Source organism: Sphingomonas sp. HF-S4, assembly GCF_032911445.1.
GTDB lineage: Bacteria > Pseudomonadota > Alphaproteobacteria > Sphingomonadales > Sphingomonadaceae > Sphingomonas > Sphingomonas agrestis.
Genome location: NZ_JAWJEJ010000001.1, coordinates 1,031,233 through 1,052,036 on the forward strand (window position 1 = coordinate 1,031,233; position 20,804 = coordinate 1,052,036).

7 protein-coding genes are annotated in these 20,804 nt (G+C 67.0%); 3 read left to right on the forward strand and 4 right to left on the reverse strand.

Annotated features, from left to right (window positions below; genetic code table 11):
- Positions 1 to 11 precede the first annotated feature (11 nt).
- The gene (locus tag RZN05_RS04350) at positions 12 to 11,528 is read right to left on the reverse strand and encodes an autotransporter-associated beta strand repeat-containing protein (protein ID WP_317225400.1); all 11,517 of its coding nucleotides are present in this window, start codon (positions 11,526 to 11,528) and stop codon (positions 12 to 14) included.
- 301 nt (positions 11,529 to 11,829) lie between these two features.
- Here RZN05_RS04350 and RZN05_RS04355 point away from each other — a divergent pair, with 301 nt between their 5' ends.
- Positions 11,830 to 12,699, forward strand: coding sequence for a hypothetical protein (locus RZN05_RS04355; RefSeq protein WP_317225401.1), 870 nt, complete (start codon positions 11,830 to 11,832; stop codon positions 12,697 to 12,699).
- Positions 12,700 to 12,738: 39 nt separating this feature from the next.
- Here the strand turns inward: RZN05_RS04355 and RZN05_RS04360 are convergent, their stop codons facing one another.
- Positions 12,739 to 13,638, reverse strand: coding sequence for a LysR family transcriptional regulator (locus RZN05_RS04360; protein ID WP_317225402.1), 900 nt, complete (start codon positions 13,636 to 13,638; stop codon positions 12,739 to 12,741).
- Positions 13,639 to 13,727: 89 nt separating this feature from the next.
- On the opposite strand from RZN05_RS04360, the gene RZN05_RS04365 reads away from it, so the two are divergent.
- Together RZN05_RS04365 and RZN05_RS04370 are read left to right on the forward strand one after the other, a co-directional pair.
- Entirely contained in the window at positions 13,728 to 14,687 is a 960-nt protein-coding gene (locus tag RZN05_RS04365) for an NAD-dependent epimerase/dehydratase family protein (RefSeq protein WP_317225403.1), read from the forward strand.
- Positions 14,688 to 14,925: 238 nt separating this feature from the next.
- Entirely contained in the window at positions 14,926 to 16,251 is a 1,326-nt protein-coding gene (locus RZN05_RS04370; RefSeq protein WP_317225404.1) for a Gfo/Idh/MocA family protein, read from the forward strand.
- A gap of 184 nt (positions 16,252 to 16,435) precedes the next feature.
- Here RZN05_RS04370 and uxuA read toward each other — a convergent pair whose 3' ends face one another.
- Positions 16,436 to 17,620 (reverse strand): mannonate dehydratase, encoded by a 1,185-nt coding sequence (uxuA, locus tag RZN05_RS04375; RefSeq protein ID WP_317225405.1) that lies wholly within the window; start codon positions 17,618 to 17,620, stop codon positions 16,436 to 16,438.
- Positions 17,621 to 17,750: 130 nt separating this feature from the next.
- Positions 17,751 to 20,759 (reverse strand): TonB-dependent receptor, encoded by a 3,009-nt coding sequence (locus RZN05_RS04380; RefSeq protein ID WP_317225406.1) that lies wholly within the window; start codon positions 20,757 to 20,759, stop codon positions 17,751 to 17,753.
- Between the last annotated feature and the right edge of the window lie 45 nt (positions 20,760 to 20,804).

Here is a 20,804-nt window from a genome sequence, read left to right on the forward strand (position 1 = left end):
TGCCGGGGAGATCAGAAGCGCCAGCCGAGCTGGGCACGGGCGCCATGGTCGGCCGAACGGTCGGCATGGGCGCCGGTGTAGGACACGCCAAGCCGGATATGCTCGCCCAGGTCGAGCTCGAGGCCGAGATCGACCGCGGCGCTGGTCCGGTCGAGCGGGATGCCGCTCGCGCGGAAGGCTTTGCCGCCGGCAAAGGCGAGGTCGATCGTCGGCACGCGATCCCCGAACACCCGGCGCGCCGCAGCCGAACCGTCGATGCTCAGTCTGGTGCCGCCCAGATCCCAGCCGATCCGCCCCTTGAGGCCCAGGCTGCCATAGGTGGCGTTGAACCCATCCGCGCCGCCCCCATGCAGTGCGGCGCTGCCGCCATGCTCGTTCACGCCGGCGTCGAACAGCGCGACATGTGCCAGGCCGACGAAGGGCTGGAGGTCGACGCCGCCGATAGTGCCCTTCACCGCGAGCTGACCGAAGGTCTGAAGGGTACGAGCGTCATACTCGTCGCCGAGCAGCTGGGTCACGTTGCCGAAGGCGACATGGCGCTGCGAAGTGACGGCGTTCCAGCCATAAGCGGTGCCGAGCTGGATCGAGACCGGGCCATAGGAGCCGAGTAGGCTGGTGCCGGCCTGATAACTCTCTGCCTTGTGCGTCGCGTTGCCGGTCCGGAACTCGCTGGTGCCGTAGCTCAGCGCCACGCCCATCCGCCAATGGCCGTCGAACGAACCGTCGAATCCGGTCGTGAAGCCCTGGGTCGAGCGCGTATAGCCTTGTGCCTCGGCGCTGCCGTCGACATCGCGCCATGCGCCGATGACGCGCCCCCAGACCGCCAGCCCTTCGGTGCCCGCCATTTCGCCGCGCGACAGCATCGCGTCCCGCAGGAAGCGGCTGTCCTCGACCAGCGATGCGCGCATGCTCGCATGGTCCGAGCCGGCAAGCTGGTCGAACGCCGCACGCGCTTCCGGCGCAGTGAGCCCGGCGACGGCCTCGTACACGTCGTTGCTCTCACCCAGCGCCTGCACCGCTGGTGCGACCGCGCTCTGGTTGCCGGTCTGCGCCACGGTGATGAAATCGACCGTGTTGCGTTTGAGGTTCAGCGTCACTGCATTGGCGCCATAGGCCAGCGTCGGCGTCAGGAATGCCAGGTTCGAGGTCACGTTGGTGAAGGTGCCCGACAGGCCACCCGCCGCGGTGAGGATCGTGTAGCTGGTGTTGGCGGCATAATTGCCGTTCGCCGCCAGCACGCTCACCGTGGTGCCGCTGGCGATCGAGGCGGTGCCGTTCACGACGATCTTGTCGCTCTGCCCGGCGGCATTGGCCTCGACCTCGAAAATGCCGCCTGAGGTGAAGGCGAGATTGCCGGTGAAGCTGAGCGTGCCGATCGAGTTGCCCGGTGCGATCGTGCCGGCGACGTTCGCCGAGCCGGCGGTGCCGCTGCCCTGCAGGCGTCCGCCCGCCGCGACGTCGATCGTGCCGCCCAGCGTGCCGTTGACCGAGAACATGCTGCCCGCGCCGACGCTGGTCGTGCCTGCGAAGCCCGAGGAGTTGCCGGTGAGCAGCACCGTACCGCCGCCGCGGAACAGCACGCTGCCGGTGCCGGTCAGCGTGCCGGCATAACTGCCGTTCGCGGTCTGCTCGAAGACCAGGCGAGTGCCTGCGCCGAGATCGGCATTGCCGGTGAACAGCGCCGAGGTGGAGACCAGGCTGCCGGCGGTGACCTGCCAGTTGCCGCTGCTCGCACCGGTGAGGGTGAGCGCGCCGGTGCCCGACTTCACGTTGCTGCCCACGCCGCTGATCGTTCCGCCGAACGAAGCGTTGCTCGCCTGGTCGAACACCACGGTGCCGGCATTCTGGATGCTGCCCTGAATCGAGGTGGCATTGCCGATCAGCGTGCCGGCCTGGACGATCGTTCCGCCGGTATAATTGTTGGCACCGGTCAGCACGAGCGTGCCGAGGTCGGTCTTGACCAGCGCCGCGCTGCCGGTGAGTGCCGAGGCGATGGTGGCGGTGAGGCCCGCGCCCGCCGCAGTGCCGTCGCCTACCCGGACGATCGCCTGGCTGCCCGACAGCGCCAGCGGGCCGCCGGAAAGCGTATAGCCGTTCGCGGCGAACTGCATGGCGCTCGCCGAGACCTGGCCCGCGCCATTGTCGATCGTCACCGCGCCGCCGGTGCCCTGGAATATCGCGAAGCTCGGCACCGGCTGCATCGCGCCGTTGATCGCGCCATTGGCGTCGGTCCAGTTCGGGGCAGCGGCGCTCCAGGTGCCCGCGCCGCCTTCGACGCGGCCGTTGAAGGGATTGGCTGCCGCGCCGCCGTCCCAGAAGGCAAGCGCCACGCCGGCGCTGCTGACGAGGTTGACCTGACCGGCCGAGCCGGTCTGCACCGTGAGCCCGTCCGAGGCCGCGCCGTTGACGGTGCCGAGCGCGAGCCCGTTGTCGGCCAGCGTGCCGCCGTACGAGAAGAGCCGATAGATGCCGCTGCCGAAGCCGGCGAGCGCAGTCACGTTGAGCGTGCCGTCGAGGGTCAGGTTGCCGTTCACGTCGAACAGCGCCGCGTCCGACGCCTGCGACAGCGAAACGTCGAGGATCGAACCCGAGGACAATTCCAGCGCGCCCATCGAGAGCGTGCTGCCATAGGCGCCCGCCAGATGCGCGCCATCGGCGATGCTGACGGTGCCACCGATGCTGCCGGCGCCCGCAAGCGTGCCGGCGGAGACAGTGACGCTGCCGCCCAGCTGGCCGGTCACCGTAAGGCCGCCCGCCGAGACATCGGTCGTCCCGGCGAAGCCCGCGCTGTTCCCGCTGAACGTCAGCGTGCCGCTGCCCGTCTGGGCAAGGGTGCCGGTCCCCGACACGGTCCCGGCATAGGTGGCGGCGGTGGCGCGCTCGAAGGCGAGGGTGCCGCCGTCGATCTGCGCCGCGCTGCCCGCGAAGCTGCCGCGCAGCACCGAGGTGCCGCTATTCTGCGTCAACGTGCCGGTACCGAGATTGGCCTCGACCGTCGCGCCGTTCAGCGTGTAGCGCGCAGCGGTCAGCGTGCCGGTGCCCGCAAGCGTGCCGGCAAGGGCAAGGGTGCCGATCGTGTCGCTGAAACCCTGGAGATCCAGCGTCGTGCCGTTCGCCACGCGCACCGCTGCGGCATCGGCAAGGCGGTTGGCTCCGCCGAGGCGGAGCGTGCCGGCATCCAGGTTCACGGCGGCCGCTGCGGCGGTGCCGTTGAGGGTCGAGATGCCCGAATGCTGCGTCAACGTGCCCGTGCCGAGGTTGGCGTTCACCGCTGCGCCGTCGAGGCGGTAGGTGTTCGCGCCGAGCGTCCCGGTGCCTGCGAGTGTGCCGGCCAGCGCGAGGCTCTCCACGCGGTCGCCATAGCCCTGGAGGTCGAGCGTGGCATGGGCCGCGACGCTGACCGCCGCCGCATCGGCGAGGCGATCCGCGGCGCCGAGGCGCAGCGTGCCGCCGGTGAGGTTGACCGTCCCGGCCGCCGCCGCGCCGTTGAGAAGCGAAATGCCCAAGCGCTGGTCCAGCGTGCCGGAGCCCAGATTTGCGTTCACGGCCGCATTGTCGAGCGTATAGGTCGCGGCAGTCAGCGTGCCGGTGCCAGACAGCGCGCCGGCCAGCACAAGACTGCCGACCGTTTCGTCGAAGCCCTGCAGGTCCAGCACGGTGCCGCTCGCGACGGTCGCGGCCGCCGCATCGGCGAGGCGGTCGGCGGCGCCGAGGCGCAGCGTGCCGCCGGTGAGGTTGACCATACCGGCCGCCGCCGTGCCGTTGAGGCGCGAAGTGCCCGAGCGCTGGGTCAGCGTGCCGGTGCCGAGATTGGCGTCCACCGTCGCGCTGTCGAGCGTATAGGTTGCGGCAGTCAGCGTCCCCGTGCCCGAAAGCGCGCCGGCCAGCGCCAGCGTGCCGACGGTGTCGTCGAAGCCGCGCAGGTCGAGCGTCGTGCCGGCCGCGACGCCGACCGCCGCCGTATCGGCAAGGCGATCCGACGCGCCGAGCTGGAGCGTGCCGCCAATGACGTTGACCGTCCCGGCGGCCGCGGCGCCGTCGAGCTCCGAAATGCCCGAGCGCTGGGTCAGCGTGCCGGTGCCGAGGTTGCCGCGTACCAGCGCGCCATCGAGCGTGTAGGTCGACGCGGTCAGCGTACCGGTGCCGTTCAGCGTGCCGGCCACCGCCAGGCTGCCGACGGTGTCGTCATATCCCTGCAGGTCGAGCGTCGCGCCCGCCAGCACCGTCACGGTCGCCGTATCGGCAAGCCGGTCATCCGCGCCGAGCACCAGCGTGCCGCCATCGACGTGCACCGCCGAGCCAGCCGATTGTCCATTGAGCAATGTCGTGCCGCTCGATTGGTAGATCGCGCCGCCGCCGAGATCGTGATCGATCGTGCCGCCGAGGAAGTTGTACCGCGCGGCGGTCAGCGTGCCGGCGCCGGTGAGGTTGCCCTGGATGGTGAAGGCGGCGACGGTCTCGTCGAAGCCGTTCATGTCGAGCGTCGCGCCGTTCAGCACCTCCAGCGTCGAATCGTCGGCGAGCACCCCCGCGGCGCCCAGGCGCAGCGTGCCCTCCGCGACTTGGGTGAGACCTGAATAGCTGTTCGTGCCCGAAAGCGTCAGCGTGCCGGTGCCGATCTTGATGATGCCGCCGGTGCCGGAGGCGACACCGCCGAAGAGGCTGTCCTGGTCGTTCCAGCCGAGCGTCAGCGTGTTGGTGCCGAGCGCGACGGTGCCGGTGCCCGAGAGATTGGCGATGCGCACGCCCGCGGCGGCGCCCGAGAGGTCGAGCTCGCCATTGGCGATCACTGCGCCGGTGCCGACCGTGCCGGTGCCGGCAAGCACCAGCGTTGCGGCGGCGTCGATCGTAGTGGTTCCGGCATAGTCGTTGGCGCCGCGCAGTGTGCTGGTGCCGGCGGCGAAGACCATTCCAGCGCCGCCGTGGATCGACCCGGAGAAGCTGCCGCCGCCATTGAGCGTGAGATCCCGATCCGGGCGTAGGAGTACCGTGCCGGTGCCCGAAAGACCGCCGATGACGGGCGCGCCTGCGTGGAGCGAGAGGTCGAGCGTGCCGTCGACCTGCGCCGCGCCGGAGAGCCCGCCGTCGATGCCGACCAGATACAGCCTGCTGCCGGCGTCGACCGTAGTGGTGCCCGTATAGAGCTGGGTCTGGCTGAACGTGCCGAAGCCGCCGGCGATGCGGACGCCGCCGGTGCCGGTCATCACGCCGTCATACCCTTGCGCGCCGTTGGTGAGGACGAGCGTCTTCGCGCCCAGATCGACCGCACCCTGGCCGCGCAGATCGGCGATGCGGGTCTCGGCCGCCGTGATGCCCGAGATGTCGAGGCTGCTGCTCAGGTCGATCACGGCATCGTCGCCCAGGCTGCCGTTGCCGGCCAGCGCCACCGTGCCCTGGTTGACGGTCAGCACCGTGAGCGTGTTGGCGCCGGAAAGCGTCCAGGTGCCGGTGCCGTCCTTCTGCACCAGCCCCGCGCCGCCTGAGAAGGTGCCGGAGAACGTGCCGGCCAGGTCGTTGCCGCCGAGGATGAGCGTGCTGTCGCTCAGCAGCACCGTGCCGGCGCCCGAGAGATTGGCGATGGTGACGTCGGGGACGATGTCGTTGTCCCCGTCATATACGTCGCGGAGGTCGAACACGCCGTTGGCGACCACCGCCGAATGGGCGATCGAGCCCATGCCACCCAGCGTCAATGTGGCACCTGCGTCGATCACTGTGTCGCCGCTATAGGTGTTGACGCCTTCCAGCCGCTGCCAATTGGTGACGACCAGCCCGCCGCTGCCCTGGATAATGCCGTAGAACTCGCCGTCATTCCCGTTGATCGTCAGCATGGTGCCGCCGAGGTTGACCAAGGAATCGCTATTGCCGTCCTTGAGCGCGCCGATCGCCAGCGCGCCGGTGGTGAGGCCCGACAAGTCGAACGTGCCGCCGTCCATGCGAACCCGGGCCGAATCGCCCAGCGCGGCGGTGCCGGTGAGTGCAACCACGCCCTGCTGGAGGACCAGATCGCTGAGCGTGCTCCGGCCGGTGAGCGTGAGCGCGCCCGTACCGGATTTGCTGAGGCCGTTGACGTAGAAGAGATCGGCATTCGGAACGCTGTTCAGCACGCCGTCGAACGTCGTCGCCACGGTGTTGGTCACCATGAGCCCGTTGCCGGCGATATTGATCGTGCTGCCGGCCACGCCCGAAAGGCGGTCGGTCATCACCAATTGCAGGTCGTTGCCGGTGTTGAGCACGGCGTTGGCGCCGGTGAGCGCGATCGACGTGAAGAGCAGGCGGTCCGGGTTGGTCAGCGTCAGCGTGCCGTTGGCGACGATCGCGTCGCCCTGGAAGGTCGGTCCAACCTGGCTGCTGGAACCAAGGATGGTTTCGCCCGAACCGGCCTGGAGGAGGGTGCCCGAGCCGAACAGCCCGTGGATCGTCATCGTGTCCGAGCGGTCGGCGGTGAGCGTACCGCCGCTCATCAGGATCGCGCTGGCCAGCGAGCCGTTGGTGCTGCCATCGCCGATGGTCATCGCAGCGTTGCCGGCCAGGACGGTGCGGCCGGTATAGGTCCAGTCCTGCGAGACGGTCTGGTGGCCCGAATTGATGACGAGGTCGCGCGGGTTGGCGCCGTCCAGCTCGGCGACGATGCCGGTGAAGCCGCTTTCGCCACCATTGCCGTTGATGTAGAGCGTGCCGCTGGTCAGCATGACTGTGCCGCCGCCAGCGAGTTCGGAAACGGTCGCGGCATTGGCGACGGCTAGGGTACCGTCCACCACGACCTTGGAAGAACTCAGCGATCCGCCGCCTGCGAGCGTGAGCGAGGTGCCGCTGTCGATCACCGTGTCGCCGGTGAGTTCGTTGAGGCCACTCAGGGTGATCGCGCCGCCGCTCAGATGCATCCCGCCGCTGCCCTGGACGTTGCCCGCGAAGCTGCCGGACGTGCCGTCGGTGATCTCCAGCGTGGTGCCGCCGAGCAGGATCGTGCCGCCATTGCCGGTCAGATCGCCGATCGAATAGTTGGGGTCTGCCAGCCCCGACAGGTCGAGCCTGCCGCCATTGCCGATCTTCACGCCGGTTCCGGTGCCGAGCGAGCCGGTGCCGCTCAGGGCGAGTGTGGTGCCCTCGACGCCTACCGCGCGCATGTTGCTTTGGCCGGTGAGCGTGAGCGTGCCGGTCGAAAAGCCGGTCAATTGCATCGTCGGAGCGATCGGCGCCGACGAAGCGTCGTCGAAGCCGCCGGCGAAAATGCTGTTGCCCGGCGTCTGGAGACGAACCTCCATGCCTGCATCGCCATAGCGCACGACGCTGCCGGCAACGCCGGAGAGCTTGCCGATGATCGCGCCGCCGGTCGCGCCCGTGGCGTCGAGCGTTGCACCGATGGTGGTGAGCGCGACCGAGCGGCTGCTCGCAAGCGCGTTGCCGTCGAGCAGCGCGAGCGTGCCGTCGGCGATGGTCACGCTGCCCGAATATCCATGCGCGCCGGTCAGGCTGGTGACGCCCGCGCCCGCCTGGGTGAAGTCGCCGATGCCCGCCAGACCGTTGATTGTCAGCGCGTCCGAACGGTTCGTGGTCAGCGTGCCGGAAACGAGCTGGATCCGTCCCGCTACCGTGCCGTGGGTGCCGCCGTCGCCGATGGCGAGATCGCCGAACACCACGGTGTCGCCGCCATAGGTGGCGGTGCCGGTGAACAGCAGGCTCGCATCCGAACCGATGATCAGGGTGCCGGGTGCGCCGGCCTGTGCCGCATCGGTGATCGTGCCGGAGAAATCGCCGCCGCGGGTCAGCAGCAGCTCGTGCGTGTCCAGATCGATGGTGCCGTCGCCCTCGATGCTGCCGATCACTTCGCTGATGCCGCTGGTGTTCAGCCGCAGCGTACCGCCAGCGTTGACGATCATCCTGCCGAAATCCGCCAGCGCGTTGCTGCCGTCGAGCTGCAGTGTACCGGCTTCGACGGTGGTGGTGCCGGTGTAGGTGGCTTCCTCCATCCGCGTGGTGCCCAGGCCCGCCTGGACGAAATTGCCGGCCCCGGAAAGGCCGCTCAGGTTCAGGGTGGAACCGTCCACCCCGCGGTTTGCCGTCAGCGTGCCGTTGGTGAGCACGATGTTCCAGGTGCCGGTGGTTGCCGGCGTCGGGTCGCCATTCCCGATCGTGAGATCGCCGCCGTCCAGCGTTACGGCGGTGAGCAGGTTGTCGCCGGTCAGGACCAGCTCGCCGCCCGTCAGGCGCAACGCACCGTTGCTCATCACGCCGCCGAACGTGCCACCATCGGCGATCTGGAGCGTGTTGCCGCCCAGCGTCACCGCGCCCGTGCCGGAGATCGAGTGCAGCGCGCTGCCCGTGCCGCTCACCGCAAGCGTGCCGGCGATGGCAAGATCGGAGTTGAGCAGCGACGCGCCGTTCGCCAGGGTCAGCGTCGCGCCGGTGTCGATGCGGGTCGCGCCGCTATAGCCCATTGTGGCGGCCAGGGTGAGCGATCCGCCGGCGAGCTGAAAGCCGCCGGTGCCGGTCATCGTGCCGCTGAACACGCTGGGCAGGGGGCTGCTGGCGGTGCCGCCGGCGATGACCACCAGTGTTTTGTCGCCAAGCAGGATCGTACCATTGCCAATCAGGTCGCGCACGCTGCTGGTCGCGCCGGTGATGCCCGAAATGTCGAAGCTGGCGCTGCTCGCCACGCTAACGATGGCGGCGTGGGAAAGCGTTGCAGTATCGGTGAGCACGATCGCACCCTGGTTGATCGCGACGCCGACCTGCAGGCCGGACGTGTCGCCGGACAGGGTGAGGGTGCCGGTGCCGGTCTTGGTGATCCGCCGGGCGGCGTCGAACGGAGAGGCCGAGGAGATGGTGCCGGCGAACACGGTGTTGGTGCCGTTGGCCAGCGTGTACGACGCGCCCGCGAGCATCACGCTGCTGCCGGTGACGCCCGACAGGTTGTTGATCGCCGCACCTCCAACGTTGGAACCCAGGTTGAGCACGGCGGTGTTGCCGGTCAGCGCGACGGCGGAGCTGGTGGCGATCGTGTTGAGCGAACCGATCGTGAGGGTGCCCGCTTCGATCGTCGTCGTGCCGGTATAGGTGTTGTTTCCCGCGATCGTGATCGAATCGCTGCCGCGCTTCGTCAGGTCGCCGGTGCCGCTGATCGTGAGATTGAACGCGCCATTGCCGCTGTTGTCGAACACCAGCGTGCCGTTGTTGGTGATCGCGCCGGCAGATACGCTGGAGGCACGGGTGACCAGCGTCGCGCCGGCTTCGATCGTCGTACCGTTGGTCCAACTGCCCGTGCCGGTGAGCGCGATCGTGCCGAGACCGCCGATCACCAGCGACTGGCCCGGGCCGGTCTGCTGGGTGATGTTGCCGGTCAGGGTCGCGATGATCCCGGCATCGGCCTCCAGCCGCGTCGGATCGTTGAGCGGGTCGGTGGAAGCAAGGACGATCGCATTCGAATAGGTGCCGGTCGCGCCATACTGGATGGTCGGGTCGAGCGTGGTGATCGTGCCGGTGCCGAAGCCGCCGGCGCTCGTCGCGCGGATGATCGCGCCATTGACGACGATTGCCCCGGTGAGTCCGGAGCCGTTGAAGACCAGCGTCCCGCTCGGCGTGCCGTTGCCGGCAGTGATGGTCATCCCCGGGCTCGCGGACGCGCCGTTCAGCGTCCAGGTGCCGGTGCCGGTCTTCTTGAGGATCTCGAAGGCCGAGGTGGTTGCCAGGTTGAGCGTGCCCGTGGTCGTGCCGCCGAGTGCCAGCGTGTCGGATCCGTTGCCGCCGCCCAGCGTCCCGAAGGTTGCTCCGGTCATGATATTGAGGGTGTCGTTGCCGTTGCCCAGGCTGATCGAGCCGGTCGTGGTCGAGCCGGAATTGAGCGTAACCGTGTCATCGAAGGAGGACAGCGACATCGCACCCGAGCCGCCCGAGATCGTGCCGCTGTTGACGACGGTGGTCGCAGCGCCGGCCGAAGTGATGCCGTAGGATACGCCGATCATCGTGCCGGTGTTGGTGACGCTGCCCCCGCCGTTCAGCGTCGCGCCGATCGAGCCGTTTACGGTTCCCGAATTGGTCAGGGTCGCGCTGCCGGAAGGCACGTAGATCGCGAAGCTGGTCGCGTTGATCGTGCCCGAATTGTTCAGCGTCGATCCCGAGGCGTCGGTGCGGATGCCGATGTTCGCGGTGATCGCGCCCCGATTGTCGAGCGTCGTCGCCGCACCGGTGCTGCGCAGGCCGGTGCTGTTGCTGCCGCTCGCATTGATCGTCCCATAGTTGGTCGCGGTGCCACTTGCGCTGAGCATGATGGCCGCGGCGTTCCCCGCAGAGATCGTGCCGCGATTCTCGACCGTGCCGGGCAGGCCGGCGACGTTGATGCCAGCGCCGCCGCTGGTGATGCTGGCGCCGACATGGTTGGTCAGGCTGCCGCCGGCGAGGAAGTTGACGGCAGTGGAGGTGCCTTGGATCAGGCCCGAATTCTCGATCGTGGACGCCACGGTGCTGGTGATGCCCACGCCGCCAAGGATCGTGCCGCTGTTATAGGTAGTTCCCGCGCTGCTCCGCGCGATACCGTTCGTCCCGCCCTGGATAGTGGCGCCGGCGCCGACATGGATGTCGGTCCCGGTGGAACTGCCGGTGTCGATGCCCGCCGAAATCGCGGTGATGTCGGCATTGGCGCGGATGACGTTGCCGGCGAGACCGGCCTGGTTCTCGAGATAGATGCCCTTGTAGACGGCGCTGATCGCGGCATTGGACGTGATCTCGACGCGCGCGTTGGCACTCTGGCCATAGCCGCCGAGGCCGATGCTGGTGGCATTCGAGTTCCCGTTGCCGGTGATGGTGCTGCCCGAGACGATCGTCACCAGGCCCTCGGAATAGGCGGCGATGCCGGCTTCCGCCGCGATGATGCCGCCGCCGGTCATCACGTTCGCACCGGTATAGCCATAGGCGTAGACGCCGGTACCCGCCGTCGCGGTGATGTTCGCCGTGCCCAGGTTGAGGGTCGAACCCAGATTGTTGGCACGGTTGTACACACCATATTGTCCAGTCACCGTAATACCCAGCGGTCCGCCGGTGTTGACCACGCTCACCGCGTCGAGCGCGCGCAGATGCAGGCCGTCGGTGCCGGAGAAGCTCTGCGACCCGCCGTTCATCGTCACGCTGATGTCGGAGTTCAGGCTCTGCGCCCGGAAGGCCGTTCCGCCCGGCCGGGTCGTCGAGAAGCTGTTGGATCCGTTCAGGACGATTGCCTGAGGTGAGGGGGAGGCGCTGACCAGACCAAGGGCGTTCGCTGCCTGACCCGCCGTGGGTCCCGCACCCGTGGTGTTCGCGATCGTGACGCCGGTGAAGGTGATCGGGGCCGCCACGGTCTGCAGGTAGATGCCGCCGCCCGCAGGCGTGTTGTTCTCGACCGACTCGGTACCGGCGCCGGTGATCGCGCCTCCATCCCGCGGGGCCGCGATCTGCATCTGGGCATGGGCCGGCATCGCAGCGGCAGCGGCGACCAGGGCAGTGGAGCCAAGCAGGACGTTGCGGGCACGGCGCGCGGTGCGCGGGGGCAGGGCGGTCATCTTCATTTCCTCGGCTCGGCGCGTACGCGCGCAGGTACGATGCCGGACGCGCGGGACGGCCCGACACGCGGCAGAATGGATTTTTACTGGGGTGTTCGCCGGCTGGCCGCCGACGATGTCAGACGGACACGAATGTCTTTCGCATTGGAGCCCCCCATTGCGCTGATATGCGGGGCCGTTCTTAGGGTGGGCACCAAAAGGGCTCAACGGAACAAACTGGTACTATTTCGCTATCGCCGAAGAATTTTTGCCATACACACAGGCGCGCTCTTTCCTGCGATGACGGACACCCTCAAAACCCATGCCCTCGGAACACCCGCCGCTGCCGCCCTATGCCACTGCCGAAACGCTGAAGCGGCACCCCCGGTTCGAAGCTGCAGTGTCCAACCTGATCGATGGTCTCGCGACGCTGTACGGCGAGGACCGGTGGCGCATCCGCGAGCTTTCCGAGTATAAGCGTGCGGTGACCTTCATGCTCGCGATCTGCATCGCGGCGGGGGAGCGGGAGGCGGAGCCCGAGACGTGGCTGACGGTCGCCAGACTGGTTCAGCTGGCGGAGATCATGGCGATCGGCCCGGCCCGTCGTGTGCGCCGCTATGTCGAGGAAATGCGCGCGGACGGGTATCTGATCGAGACGCCGATGGCCGAGGATCGCCGCCGCCACCGCTTGCGCCCCAGCGAGGCGATGCTGGCGATCGACCGCGAATGGGTGGCGGTGTTCCACGCGCCGCTTGCGCTGATGATGCCCGACGAACCGCGCTATCAGGCGGCGGTCGCGCAGGATCCGGACTTCCACCAATATTACCGGGCGCGATCGCTGATGACGCTCGCCCTTGCGCGCGAGACCATGGTGGAGCATCCGCCGGTCGATTCCTTCCTCCACCAGGCAGGCGGCGCCCGCATCCTTGCGACACTGCTGCAGTCGGCACGCGATCAGTTCGGGGGCTGGACCGAGCCGGGCTTCTACTCGCTCGCGGCCGAGCGCAGCGCCACCACCCGGGTCCACGTGCGCAGCATGCTGCGCAACGCCGCTGCGGCGGGCTATGTGGAGATCGCCGAAAGCCGCGGCGCGCGCGTCCGCGCGACTGCGCTGCTGATCGACGATTTCAGCAATTGGTCGGCGGATTCGCTCGCCACCACCGACCTCGTCTCGCTGCTCGGCACATTCTGACCGGAATGGCGAACATTGGGTGGAGAACTGAGCGGCGCCTTACTCAGCGCCTGCCACCACATGCGCCTTCAGTCCTTCAATCAAGGCATCGAACACGATCCTCATCCGATGGGTCGATCTGAGGTCTTCGTGCATGACGATCCAAACAGGCAAGTGCGCGATGAACGTGTCGCGCAGTACCGGTCGGAGCGCCGGATCACGCCTCGCGATGGGATCTTGCACAACCCCGATGCCGAAACCTGCGCGCACTGCCGCAATTTGGGCGAGTTGATTGTCCGTGCGAAGGCTAAAGCTCGGTAGGTCGGGCCAAACGGCGTTGATCGCCCGCAGGGATGCCGTATCTCGGTCGAATCCGATCAGGGCGTGGTTGGCAAGATCAGCCGCGCCTGCGATCGGCGCAGATCGCGCGAGATAATCGAGGTGCGCGTAGAAACCGAGGCGAATATGCCCGATCGATTTGGCAAGCAGCGCCTGTTGTTTCGGTTGCGTCATGCGGATCGCGAGATCGGCATCGCGCCGCAACAGGTCTGAAGAGCGGTTGGTAAGAAGCAACTCCACGGTCAGGTCGGGATAGGCCGCGTTCAGCGTGGCAAGGATAGCGGGCAATACCTCCGCCCCGATCACCTCGCTCGCACTGATGCGTACGACTCCCGCGGCCGCGTCCGTCGGGGCGGATGCGGCGCGAACCAACGCCGCAGCACTGGCGGCCATCGCCTTTGCATGCGGTGCGAGCGCCCGCGCCACATCGGTCGGCCGAAGCCCTCGCGCGGACCGGGTGAACAGCGCACCGGCGCTCAGCGCCGCTTCAAGCTCGGCAATGTGCCGACCGGCTGTCGGCTGGGTAAGGCCAAGCGCCCGTGCTGCCGCTGAAAGGCTGCCCTCGCGCATCACCGCGTCGAAGGTTCGCCAGAGCTCCCATCCGGGACTATTCTTGTCCATGCATTCGTGCATAGCAGTCCTGCAGCTTTCAGCAATTTTCGATTAGCTTCGCTCGGCTCATTTTCTGCCCACCGGCAAGGAGATGAGAAATGACGGACGTTGCGAACGAGGCTCTGGTGATCGGCGCGACCGGCGGTATCGGCGGTGAGGTCGCGCGCGTTCTGCTGGATCGCGGGTGGAAAGTGCGGGCGCTTCATCGGGAGCCATCCGGTGCTCGGTCCAGCAACCCAGGCCTGCACTGGATTCAGGGAGACGCGATGGACACCGCCTCGGTGGCGCGGGCGGCCGAAGGCGCGTCAGTCATCGTCCACGCCGTTAACCCGCCTGGCTACCGCAACTGGGCAGGGCTGGTGCTGCCGATGCTGGACAGTAGCATCGCCGCCGCAGCTACACACGGCGCTCGCATGCTGTTGCCGGGCACGGTCTACAATTATGGCCCGGATGCAGGCGACGCGGTGGATGAGCAGGCGCCGCAAAATCCGCTCACGCGAAAGGGGCAGATCAGGGCCGAGATGGAGCGCCGTTTGCAAAGAGCGGCGCAGCGAGGGGCGAAAGCGCTCGTGGTGCGCGCCGGCGACTTCTATGGCCCCCGCAGCGGCAATAGCTGGCTGGCGCAGGGGATGGTGCCGACACCTGGTCCCCTCAAGCGAGTTTTAAACCCTGCCCGCTCCGGCGTCGGCCACGCTTGGGCGTATCTGCCCGATCTCGCCGAGACGATGGTGCGCCTGCTCGAGAGGCACGATGCGCTGGCTGCCTTCGACACCTTCCACTTCGGCGGGACGTGGGTGGACGACAACCGGGCCTTTGCGGAGGCGGTTCGCCTAGCAGCGGGGCGACCCAAGGCGCCCATTCACGCGTTCCCATGGGCAATCGTTCACGCCGTGGCGCCATTCAACGAGACTGCGCGTGAGATGCGTGAGATGATCTATCTCTGGCGCCGGCCGCTGCGGTTGATGGATGGCAAACTGCGCGGGTTTCTCGGGGAGGTGCCGGCCACCCCACTCGAAGAGGCACTGCGTACGACGCTCCGCGGACTCGGGCGCTCGTGAAACCTTGGCAGTGTCCGCTTCGCGCATGAGCGCCCCCGTTACCTGCCAGTCGGCTCACGGCCAAAAGGCGGCCGGTCGTGAACGCGCCCAATAGCTGCCATTCGCCAAACCCATCATGCCCCCTTGATGCACCGGCTGCGGGAAAACGTACCTGGCATCCGGCGGAATGCACGCTGCGCCCTTGCGACAGCGCGGTTTCGCGCTACCAATCTCAAAACGATAATCGAGGGGAACCAAGATGACCGCCAGCTTCGATCGCCGCAGCCTCCTTGCTGGCGGCCTCGCCGCTTCGGCCACCACGCTGATGCCGCTCGACGAGGCCTTCGCCCAGCGCCGGCGCGTGTCCGCCAACGACAAGGTTCAGGTCGGCCTGATAGGCTGCAAAGGCATGGGCTGGTCGAACCTCACCGCGATGTTGAAGGGGAGCGATGTCGAGGCGGTCGCCCTGTGCGACGTAGACCTCAACGTCCTGACCGCCCGCGGCACCGAACTGCAGAAGGCCTCTGGCCGCGCACCGAAGCTGTACGGGGAATACCGCCGTATGCTGGACGACAAGTCGATCGACGCGGTGATCGTCGCCACGCCGGATCATTGGCACGCGCTGCAACTCACCGACGCCATGTCGGCGGGCAAGGACGCCTATTGCGAAAAGCCGCTCGGCAACTCGATTGCCGAATGCCGCGCCATGGTCGCCGCGAAGCAGCGCCACAACCGCGTCGTCCAGGTCGGCCAGTGGCAGCGCAGCAACCAGCATTGGGCAGACGCCATCGCTCATGTCCATTCCGGGGGCATCGGCCGGGTACGCAAGGTCAAGGCCTGGGCCTATATCGGGTGGAAGAAGAATCTCCCCCCGCAGCCGGACCAGGCGGTGCCCGCGGGCGTCAATTACGATCGCTGGCTGGGACCGGCGCCGCAGCGACCGTTCAACCCCAATCGCTTCCACTTCACCTGGCGCTGGTATTGGGATTACGCAGGCGGGCTGATGACCGACTGGGGGGTGCATCTGATCGACATCGCGCTGCTCGGCATGAAGGCCCAGGTGCCACGCTCGGTCAGTTCGCTGGGCGGCGCCTATGGGTATCCCGTCACCGCCATGGAGACCCCCGACACCCAGACCGCGCTCTACGACTTCGGCGACTATGCGGTGGAATGGGAACACGCCATAGGCATCGGTCAAGGCCCCTATGGCGGCGGTGGGCACGGCGTGGCTTTCGTAGGCGAGACCGGCACGCTGGTGGTGGATCGCGACAAATGGTGGGTCACGCCCGAGACGAGCGATGGCAAGGCGATGACCGCGCAAATTCCGGCGACGTTGGCCTCCGACAAGGGGCTCGATCGGCACACGGCGGACTTCATCGCATGCGTGAAGGATCGCGCGCGCACGCCCGCTTGCCCCATCGAGTCAGCGGCGAACACGGCGATCGTCTGCCAGATGGGCAATATAGCGTGGCGCACTGGCCGCGAGGTCCACTGGGACGCAAAAGCGGGTAATTTCAAGGACGATACCGAAGCCAACGCCCTGATCACGCCGCGCTACCGCGCACCGTATCGCCTGCCTGCATAAACGGCGGCCGACGGCTGCTCGCTGCCGAAAGCCCGCTGGCGCCAGGGTGGCGATCACGGCGCCTGCCGTAGGGATGACAATGCGAATCGTATGGATGGACACGCTGCGCCATCCCTTCGCGCGCCTCCACGGCGATCCGGCAAGGCGGACATGGATCTATCGGCGACCGGCCGACGCCGGGCGGCTACCCCGGACTGTGTTCGGGGGCGGCCCTGTGCGCGATTCCCCGCTCGACGCCGCGCAGCTCGGCAAGGCCTCGCATGCGGCCGAGCAGCGAATAACCCGGCAGCGTAGTCTTCGCGAGGTCGTCTAGCATCTGGTGTCCGTGATCCGGCCGCATCGGGATCGATCGCCCCTCTCGGCGTTGCAGCGCATGGATCCGGGAAACAAGCTCCACCATTTCGGCGTCACCCTCGAGATGCGCCGCTTCGTGGAACACCCCGTCGCCCTCCCGCTGGACCGAGCGGAGGTGGAGGAAGCCGATCCGGCTTCCAAGACGCTGGATCATCCCGGGCAAGTCGTTGTCCGCTCGTGCGCCGAACGATCCCGCGCAGAAGCACAAGCCGTTCGAAGGATTGGGCACGCGATCGAAGAGCGCGGCGACATCATCCTCGGTGCTCACCACCCGTGGAAGCCCGAACAGCGCGAAGGGCGGGTCGTCCGGATGGACCACGAGGCGGATTCCCAATTCATCGGCCATCGGACATACCGCTTCGAGAAAAGCGATGTGGTTCGCACGCAGCGCCTCGGCATCGATCCCCTCATATTGCGCAAGCGCGGCGCGGAACTGGTCGAGCGTGAAGGTCTCCTCGCTTCCGGGCAGGCCGGCGATGACGGTCCGTTGCAATCGATCGCGCTCGATCGCGTCCATGGCATGAAAGCGCCGCTCGGCACTCGTGAGCAGATCGGGCGGATAGTCGCGCTCGGCACCGGGACGGCGCAGCACGTGCATGTCGAAGACCGCCGCCGCCTCGAGCTCGAAACGCAGCGCCAGCGCACCATCGGGCATCGCCCACGCCAGATCGGTGCGGGTCCAATCGAGCACCGGCATGAAATTATAGGTAACCGTCCGAATGCCGCAGGCGGCCAGGTTGGCGAGGCTGGCGCGATAGTGATCGATCATTTCCTCCCAGCCCGCACCGCGCGTCTTGATCGCATCGGGAACAGGCAGGCTCTCGACCACCGTCCAGCCCAGGCCGGCAGCCTCGATCATCGCTTTGCGGGCGCGGATCGTCTCACATGGCCAGACCGCGCCATTGGCGATCTCGTGCAGCGCGGTGACCACTTCAGAGGCGCCGGCCTGTCGAATGTCGCGCAATGAGACCGGATCCGACGGGCCGAACCAGCGCATCGTGTGAATCATCAACATCGTCGCGCTCCGCCTGAAAGCCACATGGGAACGTCTGCACGCGTGGTCGCCACAAGGCCCGTAACCCGTGGCGATCGACTGATCCGGACCGTGCGCGCGTCCCGGCCAGGGGCGCGCGCACGACCGACCGTCAGAACTGGAAGTTTACCGCCAGCGCGAAGGTGCGCCCGAAATAGGCCGTGTAGAGGGGGTCCTTTCGCACCGTATCGACCGTCAGACGATTGGTCTCGTTGGTGATATTGCTCACCTCGGCGATCAGCTTGATGTTGTCGCTGAGATTGTACGAAGCGGAAGCATCGATGAAGACCGAGCTTGCGTTCGAAGTCGAGTCGGCGTCGACCGAGCCGCTCGGCACGGCGGTTAGGAACGCCGCCCGATAGTTGACCGTCGAACGGATGCTGAACTTGCTGTCTTCGTAATAGAGCGTTCCGCTCGCCGTCTCCGGCGACAGGCCGACCAGCGGTGCCGTGCGGGAGAGCGTCGGCGAAATGACGTAATTGATGTTCGAGCGAACCCGCGTGAAATTGCCGAGCGCGCCGAAATTGCTCAGCGCTCCGGGCAGGAAGCGGAACGGCAGCTGCACGTTGAGTTCGAACCCGCGCAGCGGCCCGCCCGGCGTGTTGTTGCTGCGCTGGACGGTGAATTGGTCGGTCGGCCGCAACTGGGTGCCGTCGAGCAAGGTAAGGGGCAGGCCGATGTCCTGGAACGCCACCTGCTGGCTCGTCGTCTGGATATAGGTCTCGATGTTCTTGTAGAAATAGGCGACCGAGATCAGCGAGCCGGGCGAGAAATACCATTCGAGCGCCGCGTCGAAGGTGTTGGCGCGGATCGGCTCGAGAAACGGATTGCTGAACGATGCGGTCTGGATCACGAGGTTGGCAGACCCTGCCGGTATAAGTTGCCCGTAGGACGGGCGCGACATCACCCGCGCGGCGGACGCGCGCGCGATCAGGTTGGGCGTGATGTCGAGCGCGAGGTTGACCGACGGCAGCCAGTCTTCGTAGCTGCGTCCCACTTCCGAAATGACGAAGCGCGACGGATAGGTCGATCCTGCCGGTGCGGCGGTGGTGATCGGACCGTAGGTGTCGAGCCTAGTATGAATGTAGCGCACGCCCGCATCGCCGCGCAGGGCGAAAGGCAACGTCTCGGCCGTGTTGAACTTGACCATCAGATAGCCAGAGCCGTATTTCTCCTGGACGCCGCCATAGGTGCCCTTGGCGCATTCGACGCTGCAATAAACATAGCTGTCGAGACCGACGGCGGTGCGGAACTTGTCGGGATCGACCGAGACGAAATCCTGCAGCTGCCCATCGAGATTCTCGCCCACGCCGCTAGTCACCGTGGTGAAACTCGACAGGGCGACGCCGGCGGGTAGTGCAAGCGGCGTTCCGGTGGCGAGCTGCCGTTCGCGCGCGGTATATTTGTTCGTGCGGTACTGGCCGCCGGCCTGGATGGTGAAGCCGGGCGCCGCCCTCCACTCGGTATTCAGTTCGAACGTCTTGCTGGTGATCGTATTGCTGCGGATGAAATTCGACAGCTGGCCGCGCTGGTCGCCGTTCGCGAGCGGCGGGCCGTATTGGAACAGCGCGGGATTGGTCGTGTCGATCCCGTAGCCGATCTTCGGGATATCGGGGTTGTCGCGGAAATCGATCGAGAAGTTGCGGCTGTCGTTCGAATCGATCGCCACCTGCAGGCGATTCACGTCGAGTTTCGATTCGTTGATGCCGGCCAAGCCGAACACTCGGAAGCTGTCGGAAAAGCGGTGATCCAGGTTGAGGTTCACCTGGCGGTAGGTTGAGGTGAACCTTTCGTCCTGCATCTCCGATCGCAGATCTACGCCGTCGAACAGGCCATGGATCAGTGATCCGTTGTCGTCGACTTCGATGTCGCGAACCGACGTCAACGGCTGCCCGTTGTTCGAAATCGCACGGCCGAACGAGCGCCCGTCGAACATCTGGTCCAGCCGGTTGACCTTGAAGCGCGAATAGAGGCCGTCGATCGAGATATCGGTATCGTCGCTGGGCTTCCATTGCAGAGTTAGCGTGCCGGCGAGACGCTCCTGGTCCTGGGTGCTCTTCACCGGCCGCGGCAGACGCGGCAGATATACGCCACCGCCTGGACGTCCGTTCACCCCGGTGCGGCTCATGATATAGTCATACGCCGCCTGCGTGCCGGTGCGCGGGTTGCCGGTGCTGCAATTGTTGGCGTCAGAGCCGATCGGCGTGCCGTTCGGCTGCGTATAGCCGGGGACCGGGCTCGACACCGGCGCCCCTTTGTAAACGTAACCGATGGGCGTGCAGAACGGGAAGATCACGCCGGCATTGGCAGTGCCCGCGGGCTGCGCCAGCCCATAAACCGTGGTCGGCACGACATCGACCGCCGAATAGGCGTATTCCTCGATATGCCGCTTCGAATAAGCGATGCTGCCGAGAACGCCGAACGTATCGCCGAACTTCTTCGATATCAGCGCGGAGAGCCGGGGATCGGCTTTCTTGCTGATGTCGTTGTAGATGCCGCGGGCGGTGCCCGAGAAGACAAAGTCCTGGCGCTGGTCGAACGGCTTGGGCGCGCGCAGATCGACCGTCGCGCCAAGCGACCCCTCCTCGACATCGGCGGACAGCGTCTTGCGGACGGACAGCGACGAGAAGATTTCGGTAGGGAAGGTCACGAAGTCGAACGAGCGCCCGGTCGCGACACCGCCGCGGATGTCGCTGCCGCTGACCTGCGACACGCCTTCCATGCCGTTGATCCGCACGCGCGTGAACTGCGCGCCGAGGCCGCGAACCGAGATGTTGCGGCCCTCGCCGCCGTCGCCGCGCGACAGCGCGACGCCCGGGACGCGCTGCATCGATTCGGCAAGATTGCTGTCGGGAAACTTGCCGATGTCTTCCGAGACGATCGAATCAACGGCGGCGGTTTCCTCACGCTTGAGGTTGAGCGCGTTGTCGAGGGACGCGCGGAAGCCCTGGACGACAATCTCCTGCTCCTGCGTTTGCGCCTCGGCTGCGGGCGGGGCGGACTCCTGTCGGACATCTGGCACCGGTGCAGCCGATTGGGCTTGTGCCGAGGTGGCAGTCAGTAGGCCTGTCAGGCTGGCCGAGACCAACAGTCCCGCCCGGCAGAAACGATCGCGAGTCATTCCCCTCTCCCCTCAACCCGGGCCTCGGCGTTTCCGAGATCCCGG

Excerpts from the sequence above, each read along its gene's own strand:
- RZN05_RS04355 (WP_317225401.1), top strand. The coding sequence starts at position 11,830 with ATGCCCTCGGAACACCCGCCGCTGCCGCCCTATGCCACTGCCGAAACG.
- uxuA (WP_317225405.1), bottom strand. The coding sequence starts at position 17,620 with ATGTTGATGATTCACACGATGCGCTGGTTCGGCCCGTCGGATCCGGTC.
- RZN05_RS04370 (WP_317225404.1), top strand. The coding sequence starts at position 14,926 with ATGACCGCCAGCTTCGATCGCCGCAGCCTCCTTGCTGGCGGCCTCGCC.
- RZN05_RS04380 (WP_317225406.1), bottom strand. The coding sequence starts at position 20,759 with ATGACTCGCGATCGTTTCTGCCGGGCGGGACTGTTGGTCTCGGCCAGC.
- RZN05_RS04360 (WP_317225402.1), bottom strand. The coding sequence starts at position 13,638 with ATGGACAAGAATAGTCCCGGATGGGAGCTCTGGCGAACCTTCGACGCG.
- RZN05_RS04350 (WP_317225400.1), bottom strand. The coding sequence starts at position 11,528 with ATGACCGCCCTGCCCCCGCGCACCGCGCGCCGTGCCCGCAACGTCCTG.
- RZN05_RS04365 (WP_317225403.1), top strand. The coding sequence starts at position 13,728 with ATGACGGACGTTGCGAACGAGGCTCTGGTGATCGGCGCGACCGGCGGT.